Raw genomic sequence first — 14,673 nt, 5'->3', positions numbered from 1 at the left:
ATGGGTTCACAGCGGATCTCCTTGGACAAATTCATCAACCTGAAGGAATTCTGATGCTGCACCGTTCATTCCCCACGATTCGGGGCGTCTCAGAGCGACGTTGGTTTCGATCCATTGTGAGTGGGTAACGGCGCTCATTGGCACCGCGAAACCGCTTGTCCGGCACGGTTTTTTTGCTGGTGGGATGTTTTCAGCGCAATGCAGTCCACTGAACCTGCAGCTTGCCAAGGTGAAGCATTTCATCCACTCCACAAGTCGATCGGCGATCGACGACAGGTCCTATGGCCGTCGATTGGATGAGCTGCTAACCAAAGCTCATCAGGACGCAAACTTTTGCAGGCAGTGGCGACCTTCAACAATCCACCGGTTTGGGTAGAAGAAGCTGTGATCTATCAGATCTTCCCCGATCGCTTCCGCCGCAGTGGACGCGTCAGTGAACAGCGCAACCTTGTTTTCAAACCTTGGGGATGCGACCCGACGGAACAGGGGTTCCATGGTGGCGATCTCTACGGGGTGATCGATGCACTGGATCACATCCAGTCGATGGGAGTGACCTGCCTCTACCTGACACCCATCTTCAGTTCAGCAAGCAATCACCGCTATCACGCCTACGACTACATGCAAGTTGATCCCCTCTTGGGTGGCAATGCATCCCTCGATGCCCTGATCACTGCAGTGCATGCCAGAGGGATGCGTCTTGTGCTCGACGGTGTTTTCAATCACTGCGGACGGGGCTTCTGGGCGTTCCATCACGTTGTGGAGAACGGTCAAGCGTCGCCCTACAGAGATTGGTTTCACATCAGAAAATGGCCCATCAACCCCTATCCGCGAGAAGGGGAAGACTGTGGATACGACTGCTGGTGGTCCATCGCAGACCTGCCCAAGTTCAATCACAGCAACCCAGCGGTTCAGGACTACCTGTTGTCGGTCGCGCGCCATTGGCTGGACAAGGGAATTGATGGCTGGCGTCTGGACGTCCCCGATGAAGTACCCAAGGATTTCTGGGTGGAGTTCCGGCGCGTCGTACGAGCTGTGAATGCTGATGCGTGGATCGTCGGAGAGATCTGGGGCGATGCCCATTCGTGGCTTCAAGGGCAGCATTTCGATGGAGTGATGAATTACCGAATCGGCTGGAGCACCCTCGGTTGGACGGGGAACAACGCCTTAAGGCAGGGCTACCAAAATCCGGAGTATCCCCTCCAGGCCCGCAGCAGCGAGGAGTTACTCGATATCTGGAGCAACACAACGCGTTCCTACAGGCCAGAGGTCAACCGCGCGCAGATGAATCTTCTCGATAGTCACGATGTGCCGAGGGCCTTGCACAGCCTCAATGGCGATCTGAAAGCGATGAAGCTGGCGCTGTTATTGCTGTTTCTGCAACCCGGAGCGCCTTGCCTTTACTACGGCACAGAAACAGGTCTCGCTGGCGGTCCCGATTCAGAACATTCCAGCGGGCCAGAACCAGCCTGCCGAGAAGCTTTCCCGTGGGAACAAGCCTGGAATGCCGATTTCAGGGCTTACCTCAAGGAATTGGCCGATCTCAGACGAACGTATTCGGTCTTGCGGCAGGGAGATCTGAGCTGGAGAGCCGTCGGAACTGATGGGTTAGTTGCACAGGCTGAAGGCCTTGAGGTGTGGATTAATCGAAGCCGAATCCACCCATTGGCGTTACCCGCAGCCCAAACCACTGCCAAGACGTTGTGGAGCTGTGATGAAGACACCGCATCGCCCTGTCTTTCGCCGCAATCCGCTGTCGTGCTTGCAAACCCTTCCTAAGCGAATGACCCAGGATTCATGCTTCAAGATCAAAAACAATCAGATCAGCCAAAAGATCGAGCAAGACAGCCTCGAGAGCCTTGTGATCTGGATGAACCAAGTAATGATCTCTAGCCGACAAATCTGAGAACGTCACCACAACAGAATGCGTATAACTTTTATTTAGATTTTCAGGACTTTGATTGGTACCATACTCGATCGATTCAATGCCATCAATCCTGGCCTTAAACCGAACAAACTGACCAAACATTGCATCAATACGATCTTGGTCAGCATTGGGCTTGAACTGCAACAGCAAAAGATGCCTGATCACGATGACACCTGGATGGAGGCTGATTCACCGTAGGCACAAAGAACAACTGGATCCAGCGAAATAGACGACCACATGAATCAAGACGGTAATGGTCACAGCATCGCAAGCCAGAACGATCGGTCCTACCCACCCCAAGCCGTCGTTGCGACGGCAAAACCATCAGATCCACCTTTTCACAAGGAATCCGGAGGCTTCTTCATGCCATCAGCCTGCCAACGATCACAGCGAAACTGTGTGCTGAAAGACGTCTGGGCGAGAAAAAATCGTTTAGTGCGGCTAAAACGAAATGTGTCGCTCTCTTGCCCTCAGGAGAGCTGTCCCAACAAACCACTGCTCTGATGGTCGATGAAAGCGAAACATTGGCTTTTGCTAGTGGCTGCAATGATCACCGTGACGGGTGCAGGCATCGGCATCATGCTGGGTGAAATCCACCAAGGCGATTTACCGAAGGACGCCGCTCTTCCGGTCACAGGTGACTGATTCCAGCCAGGAGCACGGCGACTCAATTCATTATCGATCCAAGCATTGGCCTGGCTGGAGGCCCCAATCAACAACATCAACTGCTTTGACTGATCACTGGTGAAGAGTCAGACGCCCCACCCAGGGCTTTGACGTTGCTCGTCAAGAGACCACGCAAGATCTTCAAAGCTGGGGGATCTCCACACACTTGATGGCCAACCGAAAATGAAGGCCTTGTCGGAAAGATTCCCTGCAATCAATCAGACAATCTCAACACAGCAAGGGATGTCGATATCGACCACAGCATCACTCCATGACCTGCGTTGACATGGAGCAGCATCACATGCACCTCCGAAACGAGCACGTTCAATGACGACGATTCAACGTCGTCGAGCTCTGAAAGCACCACCCAAGGAGAGGGATGGCGCTCGCCCTAGTGAGTCAACCCCTTGCCTTCGCGCACAACCGTTGTCACTTCGTTGAGAACAGGATCAATCACTCGGTAGGTGTTCATCGTGGCCAAGGACTTGGTCCGAGCACACATGTAGGCCTTGAACTCCGTCTTGAAACAGAGCTCCTGCACCCATTGATCGGGGGCTTCCTGCCGTTGAATGCAGAACATCACTCACTCCAACATCACTCACACCTTCACTGCTAGCAACGACATCGAAGAACGGCACAAGACGTGCTTTGACCCACATCAAAGTGCCCCCGCCACCGACACAAGCCAGCGCAGCAGACTGGCAAAAGCCGTTAGCCCAACTCGACGGCGTCAAATTTCAGATGCGCATCATTGCCCATCTGCATTAGAAATTGAATCTCCGATTGATCCGACAACATGATGCACGTCTCTTCGACGCCATCCTTGCGGTAGCAATACGCATCAAAATGGCGCGGATCCTTCGATGATTCGAAGACATCCCCGTTTCGCATCACAAAACGCGTCATCTCAATCAAGCATGTGCTCTCTTGGTAATCCTTATGTGCAAGATCGTCAGGTGATTATTGATACTGAGTTTTGATTCACAGATGTTGGAGCCATCTTCAGGGACGAGAGCTTCAGCATTGATCATCTCAGCACTGTGCTGGATCAAACTGATCGCGACGCTCTTTCAGTTGCTGCAGACCTAGAGCCATGCGATGCAACTCAGTCGCCGACAAAGGGCGAACTGCCGCCATCAACGCATCATCAGTCCAGTAATCGGGACTATCGAGGGTTCCTAAATGGAGAGGGCAAGACGGACCACCGGTCAGCATGACGGTCACCTTTCGATTCTCTTCATCATGCTCCAACGGTGGCCCTGAACCAAACGATTGGCTTCAAGGCACGCCAGATCACTCGACCTCCGCCGCCGCTTCGACACCAGGCCAGAGAGCTGCGAACTCGGCATCGGAAACGACAGCCGTGACCTCAAACTGAATGCCGAAGCCTTTGATCCAAGGACCCAGGTGAGCCCAAACCTTGCCGATATCAGTGGCTACGGCGATGGCAACACCACTTCCGCTGATGGGCTCACAAACGCGATATTTCAACTCGAAGCCATCAAACCTGTCACCAGGACCACCAGCATTGATGTAGTCCGCAAAACCAGGGCATGAGTGCCAGGCGCCTTCCACGGTCGGAAACGTCCAGACGATCAGATAGTGCTGCACAGTTTGCAAGCCAGGTGTTTTCTCCTTAGCTACAGCAGCAGGATTTGCCACGGATCATCCCGGGATGGGGATGCTGATCGAAAAGTGATGCCGGGGGATCGATCAGGAAACCACACGACCTGCCCTGTCTTTCCCATAGAGGGTTTTGTATAACTTTCAGCTCATCAATTGAGCGTCAGGCTCCCCGGCAGCTGGCTTCAAAACCAGCAATGGATCGCTCGCATGGTTCTGGCTCCTGTGTGGTCTTGCATGCCAAGACGTGCTGTACACACCGACTCTCGTAGGAATCAAGAATCCCGGTCCTGATCACGATCAACCTCAGCTGTGATCTTGCTCACACGGTTGACCAATCCGTGAAAAGCGGAAACGCCAGGCGTTGTGATCCCATTGGTTTCTAGGGTGACTTGATGAAGACAAGCCAACGAGGCTGCTGCGGCGCCGGATGCGCGGATTGCCCATTCAGGCCTGCACCACCCCGCAAACCATCAGCGCCAACACCGAGCAACTGAGGCAACCGTGGAACGGAGCAGCCATGTGCATTGACACATGCGTACTACCCGAATAGAACAGGTGTATCAGCAGCGGATCCATGGCTCCCAGCTCGCCCTATGCAACGTTTAAGGCCGAGGAGTGGATGCGTGAATCCCTCATCACCCCACGCAAGCGATGTCCCGTCACGGCTGGATCCAGGACCCCCGCACCCAGGAAACGAAGCGGTTCCACGATGATGAAAAGAGCCAAAAACGCGACCCCAGGGTGTTCGTGGATTCAGGGCGACCTTTTCCAGACCAGCATCCTCTCCTGACCACCCGCTTGCACTTACGAGAATCGACTGCAGACCTGCTCTGGCGCGAATTGCTGCGCGTTGGTTGGCAGCCATGTTGCCCCCAATGGAATGCAGACGCCGATATTTAGATCATGCCGCACTGCAACAAGAGACGACACAGCATCAACAAATACCCATCATTTATCCGATCAAAACCAAATCAACCCAGCTGCGATGAACTCCACTTTGACGGCACTTCAACTGCTGCACGCGCAACGCAGTTTCAAGGAAAATGCCGGCCAAAGAAAAGAACAAAGCTGATCAAGGCCACGTTGAACAACGCCAGGGCGCCACAGAAAAGCAACGTCAACATGGCGCGCTAGCGGTCATTTTTTTCTGCCTCTCGAGCACCAATCGCCAAGGCAGCAATAAAAGGAAGAATCGCAATTGCCGTGAAAATTTCCATTAAGTCACTGTCCATGTTTACAACTGAAACTCTGGAGTCAGGATGCGTGCATCACGACTCATCGCGGGTCCTTGGAATTTTTCAGGGAGGGTAAATCTGTCGGCTGGGCCAGCACGTAAACAACTCCAGCTGTGATCACAGCGACAAACGCGATTAGGCCATAGATGGCAGACGTGTAATCGGTCATCGCATTGCCCATGAAGTTATGCGAAGCACGCTAGTCACTTTGTAAAGCTCTGTGACTAGGTGTTTGTACTGATAAGCGTCGTGGATACAAACGATCAGCTTTTGGCTCGAAGGCGGCTGGCCTTGGTCCACATGCTGGATGCTCCCAAGGCACTCAGTAATGAGCAGCCCAAGAAAGCAAACATCAGCACAAAGGCATCGGTGCAACGCAGCGTGTTGCTGTCAAAGCAATAGATCAGACCCATGATCACGGAGATGCCAATCGGGAAGGCAAGCGCAATCAAAATGCCCAGCAGAACAAAAAGCCGAGAGCAAAAATCCGAAATCGCGTGCGCTCAGGAATCGCCATCGTCAATCGTGATCAGCACGTGATCTGTGCCATCGGATCTGTTGCAACGTAGACACGATCGAAGCGTGCGGCAAAGACCCCAGACCATGCCGCGATCAACCGAATTGGTAATGCTTCCTGACCGGATGATGCACCTCCCAGGTGCAGGAGAGTCCAGCAGGAAACTCCACCAGATCACCATCAGAAAATCGCACCGGCTCACCTCGATCTGGAGTCACGGTCACGTCTCCCTCCAGCAACAGACAGGTTTCACGTTGATCGTAATGCCATGGAAAGACACTGACTTCACAAGCCCAAACGGGCCAATCTCGTGCACCTAGAGCCAGGATCACGCTCTCCGGACAGTTGGCGGTCACACGGATCATCGCTGGAGCACCTCCCGCGTCGTTTAACCACCATGATTGCGCGGAGCCTGCCCGTCACCAAGCGTCAGGCCACGCTCCCAGCGCTTGAAGCGCTGCTCCATGACCCACGCGATCAAGGCCAATCCAAGCCCCAGATAGCTGAGCCACCCCAGCTGACCCAAACCGACCAACACAGCACTGATCCACAACAGTCCCCAACACCAAGGCTGCAGTCGCCGGACCCAGATCAAGGCTGTGGAACAGCTGCGGCAATGCACGGTGTGACTGTGGTATCGATCCATCAAGCTCTCCACCGCTTGGCGTGGTGGGAGAGCCTGTCCAGCGAAGGGCTCGCCTCCATGGGTGTTCACCCAGCGATGCAAAGCGGCTACGTAACGGTCCGAAGCGGTCGGCAAGTAGAAGGCGCGTTGGGCCTCAGAGCTCCCGCCAGCGGCCTCGAGCACACGTTCCTGCCAATGGAGGAACACCTGGTCATCCTCCAACACCTTGTGGTTGCCAATGTGCTGCAACCAACGCGGCCGCAGTCCGATCAGGATCCGCGGCAACAATGACGAAAACTGAAAGGGGAAGCGAGCAAACAAACGGCATTCACCACGGCGGATGGGCACGGCGTAAACCACGGTGAGAATCCGCGCGAAACCCTTGGCATTCAGGTCATGCCACATCAATTGCGGTGCCCGGAACTGCGTGAGCTGTGAACCCAGCTTTCCGCGTCTTGGCCCCTCTTCCCACAGCGCTTCAAATCCACGCCAACTCTCAGACGAGATCACCGCTTCGACCGGAGCAGCATTCTCACGCCGGCCGACGGTTTGGTGATGGGTAAAAGGAACGTGGCTCACATCGAGAACATTCTCAAGAAGAGTGACTGCATCCATCGGCAGATCGCGGAAGGTGTCCTGAACGATCCAGCCATCAGCCCAACCCTCTCCCTGTTCCTGGAGCAAGGGAACTAACGGAAGATCCTCCACGCGGGCCCCATCGGGGTCACCGCTCCAAACAAACAGGAGTCCCTGGGCGGATGCCGTCGGCAGGGTTCGGCAGCTCGCACGGCGTCCACCCGGAGAGCAGGACTCCTGCATCTGCGGAATCCGGGAGCAATGCCCTTCTCCATCAAAACTCCAGCCGTGATAAGGGCACTCCAGCTGACCGGCCGCATTGATCCGTCCCTCACTCAGAGGCACCAGGCGGTGTGGGCAGACATCCTCAAAGGCCCGCCAATCACTGGCTTGGGCATCCCACCAGAGCACAAGATCGCGCTCGAGCAGCGTGAACCGGTTGGGGCGATGGCGCTGGAGATCGCGCAGGTATGCCACAGGCCACCACTGCTCTGTCCAGGTGGAATGCATCGGCCAAGCACAGCGGCAGTCATGATCGCCGGAGAAAGGGAGTTGCCGCGACTGAACCCATGATTGAGCTCGGAGATTACGGACACCCTCCAGCGATTCGGCGCCGGGACTACGGCGTGGTCATGCTGACACTGGTGTGGCGCATGCGATTTGACCTCCTTCTCCTGCTGCTGATCAGCGTGTTGGTGGCCAACGGGTTGGTTCCACGCGGCTGGACGGGCAGTGCCAGCGCGGTGAGGATCCTGGGCATCGCCGCATCGATTTTCATCGGTTTCCGCAACACCCAAGCGATTGGACGCTGGTGGGAAGCTCGCAAACTGTGGGGCAGTGTGGTGAATGTCAGTCGCGAATGGGCTGACACCTTGCGAGCTCACCTCGACAGCAGCCGACCGTCTGGACGCCTGGAACGCAAACTGTTGCGTCTACAAGTGGCCACGGTGTGGCAATTGAATTTCCAACTGCGCAATTTCTGGCATCGCGATCTGCGCGCCTTCCAAGACCAGTTGTTGAAGGATCTGAAGCTGCCGAGCAGCACCAGCCTTCGTCAGCTCGGCGCGCTCCGTGGCGTGTGGATCGGTGACCTGCACCGCGAGGGGTTGATCGATGGATTTGGACGGATGCAGCTCATGGCCCTTGGCAACGCTTGCACCGATGCCATCGGAGGCCTGGAAAGGATTCGCAACACCCCGCTACCTCCGTCTTACGACGTGTTCGTGCGACTGCTGTCCTGGTTTTTTGGTGTTTTGTTGTTGGTTTATTTCCATGACCTCGAACCCACCATTCACGCTCGCGTTGGCGGTGTGGTGATCGTGATGATGTTCCTCATGGCGGAGCGCATCGGCGCTTATGTGGAGGGTCCATTTGATTCCGACGGCAGCAGCTTTTCGCTCCCGATCGACAGCATCTGTCTCACCATCAGCCGCGATCTGCTGGACCATGCAACCGAGCACGTGCAACACCTCAAGTCCAGCGACCCGGTGCGCTGGACTTGATCACAGGCCGTTGTTGAACGATCCCTCCTGAGCCATCAGTGCCCTACTTCTCCACCACCGACCTTCCATGACGTTTCTTTCAACGATCACGCTCCCGCTGGTGTTGGCCCTCTTCCATTTCGTCGGCCCCGTTCCCACTGACCTGGGCATCCAAGCCGGACATCTCAGCCCTTGCCCTGGACCGGCGCATTGCGCCAGCGCCATTTGGCCCGTCAACGACGCCGAAACATCCTTAGCCACCTTGGCTGAAGCAATCGAGGCAGACCCCTCCGCAACAATTGTTGAGCGCGAAGCGACGTACCTGCACGCCACATTCAGCAGCAAGATCTTCGGTTTTGTTGACGACGTTGAGCTGCTTGCATCCCAGACGGACAGCTTGGAGGCCCGCTCCATTTCACGGCTTGGAGACTCCGATCTGGGAGTCAATGGGCAACGACTACAACGCCTCAGTGACGTGTTGCCTTCCCGTTGATCTGTGCTGCTGAACGGGATTCAAGTCTCCAGCCGCCGGGTTGATCCATCATCTGGGCCAATCGGCCTCGGAGCGCCACGCAGTCGTTGCACTGACAGGGGTCGTCGTCATGAACGCTGGAATGAAGCCGGACAGGCTGAAAACGTCGTTGCATGATCAACACCATTTGACCTGTTTTGACGCGGGAACGGCATGGCGACCACCACAGCTTCAAAATCCTGTGATGAATTGTTCATGTCTCTGCGATCGAAAAGCATGCAATGCGTTCGGCCAGATTCAAAGCACTCTGAAGAGCACCTTCGGCCATTCCGAAACCTTGACCTGCGATCCAGTCGCCACAAAAGCCAACTCTCGCTTCGGAACACCACTGCAGATCCGCTGACAACCCCTGATGCAAGGGCTGAGCAGCACCCCAGCGCATCACCCCCAGCGATCGTGCTTGAGCCAAAGCGTTGCTGAGTGCAGACCAGGGCTGAACCAGGTCGGATACCGCCTCCATCAGCTGCTGCTCATGACGCCGAAGCAGCTCAGGCTGCGAATCCGGCGTAATCACTGCGCCATCGTCGAGTCCATGAACCACCAGACCCAGACGCTGGTCCTGTTGGGTGTGCAGAACGAGACGTTCCACACCAAATCGCTCCTGGGCTTGAGCCGTTAACCAAATCTGTCGCGGCAAGTGGTTGCTGGAGACCTTTGGAAGTTCCAACATCAAATTCCAGCGCACGCTGGCGTCCAGGCCGGCGATCTGGTGCAGCGCCGCGTCGAGCTGGGGATCGAATCCCACCGCAACGGCCTCACGTAAAGGCACATGCTGCCAACCGAGCATGGCCAGCGAACGGGGATGCGCCAGCAACGTGCCGCTCAGGACAAGAGCTCTGGCGTGGTGACCGCCGGTGAGATGCCAGACAGAACCGTCATGACGGAGCGTTGTAATCCTCTCTCCAAAGCGGGCTTCCACAGCCTCACCTCCATGGGCGAGCAACGCTTCAGCAACGGTCGCCATGGTGGGAGTACCGCGCCAGCGAGGACCGCTCAAGAGCAAATGGTCTGGTGACGGCACTTGTCGCCCAAGGTGATCAACACCAACCACAGGGGCGTCATCGGGGCGGATGACATCGCTTCCCTGCAGACCCGCGATCAGGTCGTTCAATTCACCCTGCGGAGCTTGCGTGAAACTCAGCGTGGGAGAACCATGATCAAGACGCCAGCGGTCGTCCTCACGACGTCGTCGCGTGGCACAGCGACCTCCGGGTCCCCGACCTGCCTCGAGGAGCAGGATCGATCCCTTCCAGCCACGCCGCTGCAAGGCTGCCACGAGGGCACAGCCGGACAGGCCAGCGCCGATTACGGCCAGATCAACCACCTTCAAATCCCGGACTCCTGCTCGGATCCAAAAGAGTCTGAGGGACGGCGCAAAAAAAGACGGGTGGCGGCCCGTCTTGCTCCTTCCCAAGAGCGTCCCGGAGTGGAACTCCGTTGAGACTTTCATCGCATAGGCGTGCTTTCAACGCTCTAGGAATCGATACTCAACTGAGCTGGCATGCGCTCTCCAGCACAAAGGTGTGCCACGAACAGATCAGGTCCTTCGCAACACACAAGCTGGAGGCAATGATTCCTGGCCGATGTCCCCCTTGTTTCAGTGCCTGATGTGCGGACAGTCGATTGAACGCTCGATGAAAGTGTTCTGGAAACGCAAGGGACATCTGTTGTGCTCCACCTGCAGGGATCGAATGGACAGCGAACAGCCCACCCCCAATCCGCCATCAGCACCAGGCGAACCGCGCTGATGGATCCACTGCCGTGGAGAGCAGTTCCATCACCTCATGACCAAGACATGGCCTGATTCAGGCTCAGCACAGGTTGTTCTGCGGAACTGGTGACCTCGAGAATCTTGCCAATGGACGCGGGTGTGTCCAGAGCCTCCAGACAACAGCGCGCGACGAGACGACGGGGGATGGAGTTGCTGGTCTGCTGATCAGCCACTGTCCAGAGCACACCCTCTTGCTCCAAACCTTCTTCCCGTTCTGACAGACCTCCTGGACGAATCACCGTCCAATCCAGACCACTCGTTTCCAAGGATTGCTCACCGACGCGTTTCCACACCAAGATCAAGCCGAAGAGATTGAGCATGTGTCGCCAATGTCCGGCACACAGCGACGACACCAGCACCACGCGCTTGACTCCCACCCGCTGACAGCTCTCCACCTGTCGCTTGACGCCCCAGGCATCCACCTTCATGGGGCCCGTCAGATCCACGGAGGGGCGTGCACCGGTCGCGATCACCAGCGCATCCACTCCCTGTAGAGAGGCATCCAGGGCCTCACCATCCATCAGATCGAGGCGATGCTGTTCACAACCTTCTAGCGAAGCTGGAATCGTCGACTCGGGGCGCAGCAGCAGTCTGGCTTGATCACCGGCCGCGAGAATCTCCTCCGCAATCCTGAAACCTGTTTTGCCGGAAGCGCCGCTGACGGCGATGGTGCGAGCGCTCATCTGTATCTGTTTGGAATCGGTCTCAACAAGTCTCCAGGTGCCATGCAGACGCTGTCGGTCAATGCGCCAGCATCATGAACACCCAAAGATGCAAGAACGCTAAGTGACCTGGAAGCCAGCGAAGGCCTGGACCAGCGCCGCACCGCGGTCAGGACGACGGCACTTTCGACTGGTGCTCCAGGGCGGACGTGGCCCTCAACGCTGGGTGGAGCTGGTGTCGGTTCTTAGCCCTGAAGTCCGTCTGCGTCTGCTCTGGAGCGAATTGCGCGACACCAAGCTCTGGCAAAGCGGGTGGCAATGCATCTCCCTGGAGCCATCAGAGAGCGACTGAAGGCAACGGTTTTCCTGCAATCACCGCAAAAAACGGATCGCCCTTGCCTCCGATCCAACCCAGTGGACCTGGCCGTTGAGTTTCCTCAGCGATCAGCTCAGGTTGAGACCACCCCTGGGCCATCAGCACCTCGGCCACGTAGCGGAGGTGATCACGGTCGTCGCCATCTGTCCAGATCTGCGGTGCCTTGGTGAAGAACATGCGGTTGCTGAACGCGCAGATGACCTGGCCTTTGGGGCGGGTGATGCGCAACAACTCTGCAGCCACAGCCTCCGGCTGTTGCAAATACTGCCAGCCGGCGACGATCAACGTGTAATCAACACTGTCATCTTCGAGCGGCAGCCTCTGGTCGAGGTTGAGGTTTTGCACCCAATGCCGATCCAGCCGTGGATTGGCCTGCAATTCCTGGGCATTGAGCCCATGGCCGATCACCAGCTCGTAACGCTGATCGTCGGGCAGATGACTCACCCAGCTGCTCATCAGATCCAGCACCACAGCGCAGCTGGGAATGCGGTCTCGGTAGAGCCGGGTCAATCGGTAGCGAAACCCTTCATCCAAATGCTGGACGAATCGAGGCTCGCTGTAGAAGAGCGCGTCATCACTGCCATCGAGCTTGTAACGCTCGTTGTCGCTCAACACCGGCACGACCATGGGAAAGGCCTGCTGTTCAAAGACAACCGGAACCTAAAGAAACCATCAACAAAGCGCGTCCCCACCCTCAACTCCGTAGCTAGTGAAAGGAGGAACCCTCACCGTGTCATTGCCATGGTTCCTCCCTATGAGCATGAGGTCTCCAGCAACGGTCAAGCCGCCGTCGCCGAGCCAGAACTGACCGCCACCACTGGACTTCGCACCGTGCGTGAGCACGTGGTGCAAGCCATCGATCCTCTGCAGAAGCAGCTCGACGCCAAGCTGCATGAACTGGATGAGACCTTGCGCCCCCGTCTCGAGCAACCCGTGAAGGACCAACCTCTGATCGCTGTCGCGATTGCCGCGGCCGGAGGCGTGCTGCTGGGTGGTCTCACCGTGCTGACACTTCTCGCCGGCGGTCGCCGCTCTGGCTGAGCAGCCTCAGAGGGACAAGCTCTCCAGCAACTGCTTCTGAGCTGCCGTGCCGGCAATGGCGTGGGCCGCCATCGCACCGCTGGCGGCCACCGGTGGGATCCCGATCCCGGGAAACGTGCTGGCGCCACAGTGCAACAACCCTTTCACCGGGGTCTGAAAACCCGGAAATAAACCTCGGGCTGCCGACAACGCCGGACCGTAACTGCCCTGATGCACCGAAAGAAAATGCCGATGGGTCAGCGGGGTTCCTTCCATCACGAGCTTGCAACGACTGCGCAGATCTGGAATGCGCTGCTCGAGCACATGCCAAAACACCGAGCAGCGTTGCTCACGCATCCGCTCGTAGTCAGCTGAATTGTGCTCCAAGCCGCTCCAGTGCTCCCACGGCTCATTGGCCGGTGTGTAGGCATGCAGCACATGATGACCTGGTGGTGCCATCGAGGGGTCAAGCACCGATGGAATCGAAACCACCACCGCATTGCGCTCGGCGTTGATGCCCCGCTCCCAGTCCCCAACCCAAACGGTGTGAATGGGCAAGTCATCGAGACCTGACGCATCGAAACCGAGGTGAAGGTGCAGGAACGATCCGCAGGCCGGTGTCTGCCGGCGCTGCTTCTGCCAAGCGGGTGCACTGGAATCTGGAAGAAGAGCGGCTGTGCTCCAGGCATCGGCGTTGCTCACCACATGATCGGCATGGATCCGCTCCCCGTTCACAAGCTCAACGCCGACGGCACGATCACCATCCACCAAAATTCGCTCCACGCGTGCACCACGACGCAGGCTGCCGCCAAACTTTTCGAGCCCTCTCACGAGCGCGGCCACCACCGAGGCACTGCCTCCCTTGGGGTAGTCAAGGCTGGCCTCAGGATCAAACCACTCGCCGAACAACGTGGCCATCGCCGCCGCGTTGGTGTCGGCCATTGGCATGCCGCTGATCAGGAAACAAAGCAAATCCACCCAGTGCCGGAGGAAAGGATCCCGCAGGTGACGATCCACTAGAGGCCCGAAGGCGCCACTGAGATGGCGTAACGCCGGCAAGTGCGGCAGCAGCTTTCCACTGCGACGCAGCAATGGACCCAGACCATCGAGTCCACCGGGAGGAAGCGCCAGAAGAGGCAAGGCATCCGCTGCAGCGGCAATCGGCTTGAGAACCTCGGCAAAGCGACGCCATTGCTCGACCGCCTCTGCACCGCGCAGATCTGCAACCACCTGTTCGAAGCCATCTGCGCCCACGCCAATGCTCAAGTGGCCTTCTGGAAACAGAACGTCCCATTCGCGGTAGGAAATCACCTCAAGGGGTTCATCCAGCGCTCTGAGGATCTGAGCCAGGGGATTGCTGCTGGGCCAACGGCCCAGACCACTCCAAAGAGACGGTCCGGATTCGAACTGAAATCCCTGCCGGTCAAAGCCATGGGCAGCGCCACCAGCATGGCCGTGGGCCTCCAAGACAAGAACATCGAGGCCTGACCGCGCACACAGCGCCGCACAGCACAATCCACCAATTCCGCTGCCGATCACGATCACCTGCTCTCTGGTGGTCATCGATGACCCGCTTGGCGCACTCGCCTGGTCATAGCCGGTCGCACCGTTCATCTGCCGTCAGCGCACTGGCACGGATGGCGATCCATAGCCTTTCACTTC

The 14,673-nt window shown here is 57.2% G+C and carries 21 protein-coding genes; 9 read left to right on the top strand and 12 right to left on the bottom strand.

The annotated features are described in order from the left end of the window. Positions 1 to 333 precede the first annotated feature (333 nt). A complete protein-coding gene (locus SynA1560_RS06065; protein WP_186501418.1) occupies positions 334 to 1,776 on the top strand; it encodes a glycoside hydrolase family 13 protein in 1,443 nt (480 codons plus the stop codon). Between the two features lie 16 nt (positions 1,777 to 1,792). On the opposite strand, the gene SynA1560_RS06060 is transcribed toward SynA1560_RS06065, so the two are convergent. Continuing rightward, positions 1,793 to 2,089 (bottom strand): Dabb family protein, encoded by a 297-nt coding sequence (locus tag SynA1560_RS06060; protein WP_186501417.1) that lies wholly within the window; start codon positions 2,087 to 2,089, stop codon positions 1,793 to 1,795. 345 nt (positions 2,090 to 2,434) lie between these two features. Between SynA1560_RS06060 and SynA1560_RS13760 the strand changes: the two genes are divergently transcribed. Beyond that, positions 2,435 to 2,569, top strand: a complete 135-nt coding sequence (locus SynA1560_RS13760; RefSeq protein WP_255477091.1) for a hypothetical protein — start codon at positions 2,435 to 2,437, stop codon at positions 2,567 to 2,569. Between the two features lie 412 nt (positions 2,570 to 2,981). On the opposite strand, the gene SynA1560_RS06055 is transcribed toward SynA1560_RS13760, so the two are convergent. The 5 genes from SynA1560_RS06055 to SynA1560_RS13755 form a co-directional block, all read right to left on the bottom strand. Beyond that, positions 2,982 to 3,170: a hypothetical protein gene (locus SynA1560_RS06055; protein ID WP_186470718.1), complete on the bottom strand. Its 189-nt coding sequence runs from the start codon at positions 3,168 to 3,170 to the stop codon at positions 2,982 to 2,984. 131 nt (positions 3,171 to 3,301) lie between these two features. Next, a complete protein-coding gene (locus tag SynA1560_RS06050; protein ID WP_186470717.1) occupies positions 3,302 to 3,496 on the bottom strand; it encodes a hypothetical protein in 195 nt (64 codons plus the stop codon). Positions 3,497 to 3,622: 126 nt separating this feature from the next. After that, positions 3,623 to 3,814, bottom strand: a complete 192-nt coding sequence (locus tag SynA1560_RS06045) for a hypothetical protein (RefSeq protein ID WP_186501416.1) — start codon at positions 3,812 to 3,814, stop codon at positions 3,623 to 3,625. Positions 3,815 to 3,883: 69 nt separating this feature from the next. Then, on the bottom strand, positions 3,884 to 4,201 hold the full coding sequence (locus SynA1560_RS06040) for a DUF3303 domain-containing protein (protein ID WP_186501595.1): 318 nt from the start codon (positions 4,199 to 4,201) through the stop codon (positions 3,884 to 3,886). Positions 4,202 to 4,660: 459 nt separating this feature from the next. After that, complete coding sequence (locus tag SynA1560_RS13755; protein WP_255477090.1) at positions 4,661 to 4,792, bottom strand: hypothetical protein; 132 nt, start codon at positions 4,790 to 4,792, stop codon at positions 4,661 to 4,663. Positions 4,793 to 4,867: 75 nt separating this feature from the next. Between SynA1560_RS13755 and SynA1560_RS06035 the strand changes: the two genes are divergently transcribed. Together SynA1560_RS06035 and SynA1560_RS06030 are read left to right on the top strand one after the other, a co-directional pair. Continuing rightward, positions 4,868 to 5,116 carry a DUF1651 domain-containing protein gene (locus tag SynA1560_RS06035; protein WP_186470715.1) on the top strand — a complete coding sequence of 83 codons (249 nt, stop codon included), beginning with the start codon at positions 4,868 to 4,870 and terminating at the stop codon, positions 5,114 to 5,116. After that, positions 5,067 to 5,288, top strand: a complete 222-nt coding sequence (locus SynA1560_RS06030; RefSeq protein WP_186501708.1) for a hypothetical protein — start codon at positions 5,067 to 5,069, stop codon at positions 5,286 to 5,288. The genes SynA1560_RS06035 and SynA1560_RS06030 overlap by 50 nt, the downstream gene beginning before the upstream one ends. A 775-nt stretch (positions 5,289 to 6,063) precedes the next feature. Here the strand turns inward: SynA1560_RS06030 and SynA1560_RS06025 are convergent. Together SynA1560_RS06025 and SynA1560_RS06020 are read right to left on the bottom strand one after the other, a co-directional pair. Continuing rightward, positions 6,064 to 6,333, bottom strand: coding sequence for a cupin domain-containing protein (locus SynA1560_RS06025; protein WP_186470714.1), 270 nt, complete (start codon positions 6,331 to 6,333; stop codon positions 6,064 to 6,066). Between the two features lie 23 nt (positions 6,334 to 6,356). Next, a complete protein-coding gene (locus SynA1560_RS06020) occupies positions 6,357 to 7,679 on the bottom strand; it encodes a Rieske 2Fe-2S domain-containing protein (protein WP_186501415.1) in 1,323 nt (440 codons plus the stop codon). A gap of 59 nt (positions 7,680 to 7,738) precedes the next feature. On the opposite strand from SynA1560_RS06020, the gene SynA1560_RS06015 reads away from it, so the two are divergent. Together SynA1560_RS06015 and SynA1560_RS06010 are read left to right on the top strand one after the other, a co-directional pair. After that, on the top strand, positions 7,739 to 8,671 hold the full coding sequence (locus SynA1560_RS06015; RefSeq protein WP_186470712.1) for a bestrophin family ion channel: 933 nt from the start codon (positions 7,739 to 7,741) through the stop codon (positions 8,669 to 8,671). A 67-nt stretch (positions 8,672 to 8,738) separates the two neighbouring features. Further along, a complete protein-coding gene (locus SynA1560_RS06010; protein ID WP_186501414.1) occupies positions 8,739 to 9,143 on the top strand; it encodes a DUF1499 domain-containing protein in 405 nt (134 codons plus the stop codon). A gap of 232 nt (positions 9,144 to 9,375) precedes the next feature. On the opposite strand, the gene SynA1560_RS06005 is transcribed toward SynA1560_RS06010, so the two are convergent. Further along, positions 9,376 to 10,506: an NAD(P)-binding protein gene (locus tag SynA1560_RS06005; protein WP_370523193.1), complete on the bottom strand. Its 1,131-nt coding sequence runs from the start codon at positions 10,504 to 10,506 to the stop codon at positions 9,376 to 9,378. Positions 10,507 to 10,765: 259 nt separating this feature from the next. On the opposite strand from SynA1560_RS06005, the gene SynA1560_RS06000 reads away from it, so the two are divergent. Beyond that, positions 10,766 to 10,930: a hypothetical protein gene (locus SynA1560_RS06000; protein WP_186470709.1), complete on the top strand. Its 165-nt coding sequence runs from the start codon at positions 10,766 to 10,768 to the stop codon at positions 10,928 to 10,930. Between the two features lie 34 nt (positions 10,931 to 10,964). Here SynA1560_RS06000 and SynA1560_RS05995 read toward each other — a convergent pair whose 3' ends face one another. Then, a complete protein-coding gene (locus SynA1560_RS05995; protein ID WP_186501412.1) occupies positions 10,965 to 11,636 on the bottom strand; it encodes an SDR family oxidoreductase in 672 nt (223 codons plus the stop codon). Between the two features lie 103 nt (positions 11,637 to 11,739). Between SynA1560_RS05995 and SynA1560_RS05990 the strand changes: the two genes are divergently transcribed. Then, positions 11,740 to 11,967: a TIGR02450 family Trp-rich protein gene (locus SynA1560_RS05990; protein WP_186470707.1), complete on the top strand. Its 228-nt coding sequence runs from the start codon at positions 11,740 to 11,742 to the stop codon at positions 11,965 to 11,967. Here SynA1560_RS05990 and SynA1560_RS05985 read toward each other — a convergent pair. Further along, on the bottom strand, positions 11,953 to 12,618 hold the full coding sequence (locus SynA1560_RS05985; RefSeq protein WP_186501411.1) for a methyltransferase domain-containing protein: 666 nt from the start codon (positions 12,616 to 12,618) through the stop codon (positions 11,953 to 11,955). The genes SynA1560_RS05990 and SynA1560_RS05985 overlap by 15 nt on opposite strands. A gap of 114 nt (positions 12,619 to 12,732) precedes the next feature. Between SynA1560_RS05985 and SynA1560_RS05980 the strand changes: the two genes are divergently transcribed. Beyond that, positions 12,733 to 13,032: a hypothetical protein gene (locus SynA1560_RS05980; protein ID WP_186470705.1), complete on the top strand. Its 300-nt coding sequence runs from the start codon at positions 12,733 to 12,735 to the stop codon at positions 13,030 to 13,032. 6 nt (positions 13,033 to 13,038) lie between these two features. Here the strand turns inward: SynA1560_RS05980 and SynA1560_RS05975 are convergent, their stop codons facing one another. Then, positions 13,039 to 14,574: an NAD(P)/FAD-dependent oxidoreductase gene (locus SynA1560_RS05975; RefSeq protein ID WP_186501594.1), complete on the bottom strand. Its 1,536-nt coding sequence runs from the start codon at positions 14,572 to 14,574 to the stop codon at positions 13,039 to 13,041. Between the last annotated feature and the right edge of the window lie 99 nt (positions 14,575 to 14,673).

This window comes from Synechococcus sp. A15-60 (assembly GCF_014280095.1).
Taxonomy (GTDB): Bacteria; Cyanobacteriota; Cyanobacteriia; order PCC-6307; family Cyanobiaceae; genus Synechococcus_C.
This window is presented reverse-complemented; position numbering and strand designations above follow the sequence as displayed.

Bases quoted from the DNA above. Each gene is read 5' to 3' on its own strand.
- SynA1560_RS13760 (WP_255477091.1), top strand. From the start codon at position 2,435: ATGAAAGCGAAACATTGGCTTTTGCTAGTGGCTGCAATGATCACCGTG.
- SynA1560_RS06055 (WP_186470718.1), bottom strand. From the start codon at position 3,170: ATGTTCTGCATTCAACGGCAGGAAGCCCCCGATCAATGGGTGCAGGAG.
- SynA1560_RS06050 (WP_186470717.1), bottom strand. From the start codon at position 3,496: ATGACGCGTTTTGTGATGCGAAACGGGGATGTCTTCGAATCATCGAAG.
- SynA1560_RS13755 (WP_255477090.1), bottom strand. From the start codon at position 4,792: ATGGATCCGCTGCTGATACACCTGTTCTATTCGGGTAGTACGCATGTG.
- SynA1560_RS06035 (WP_186470715.1), top strand. From the start codon at position 4,868: ATGTCCCGTCACGGCTGGATCCAGGACCCCCGCACCCAGGAAACGAAG.
- SynA1560_RS06025 (WP_186470714.1), bottom strand. From the start codon at position 6,333: ATGATCCGTGTGACCGCCAACTGTCCGGAGAGCGTGATCCTGGCTCTA.
- SynA1560_RS06020 (WP_186501415.1), bottom strand. From the start codon at position 7,679: ATGCATTCCACCTGGACAGAGCAGTGGTGGCCTGTGGCATACCTGCGC.
- SynA1560_RS06015 (WP_186470712.1), top strand. From the start codon at position 7,739: ATGATTGAGCTCGGAGATTACGGACACCCTCCAGCGATTCGGCGCCGG.
- SynA1560_RS06010 (WP_186501414.1), top strand. From the start codon at position 8,739: ATGACGTTTCTTTCAACGATCACGCTCCCGCTGGTGTTGGCCCTCTTC.
- SynA1560_RS06000 (WP_186470709.1), top strand. From the start codon at position 10,766: ATGTCCCCCTTGTTTCAGTGCCTGATGTGCGGACAGTCGATTGAACGC.
- SynA1560_RS05995 (WP_186501412.1), bottom strand. From the start codon at position 11,636: ATGAGCGCTCGCACCATCGCCGTCAGCGGCGCTTCCGGCAAAACAGGT.
- SynA1560_RS05985 (WP_186501411.1), bottom strand. From the start codon at position 12,618: ATGGTCGTGCCGGTGTTGAGCGACAACGAGCGTTACAAGCTCGATGGC.
- SynA1560_RS05980 (WP_186470705.1), top strand. From the start codon at position 12,733: ATGGTTCCTCCCTATGAGCATGAGGTCTCCAGCAACGGTCAAGCCGCC.
- SynA1560_RS05975 (WP_186501594.1), bottom strand. From the start codon at position 14,574: ATGACCACCAGAGAGCAGGTGATCGTGATCGGCAGCGGAATTGGTGGA.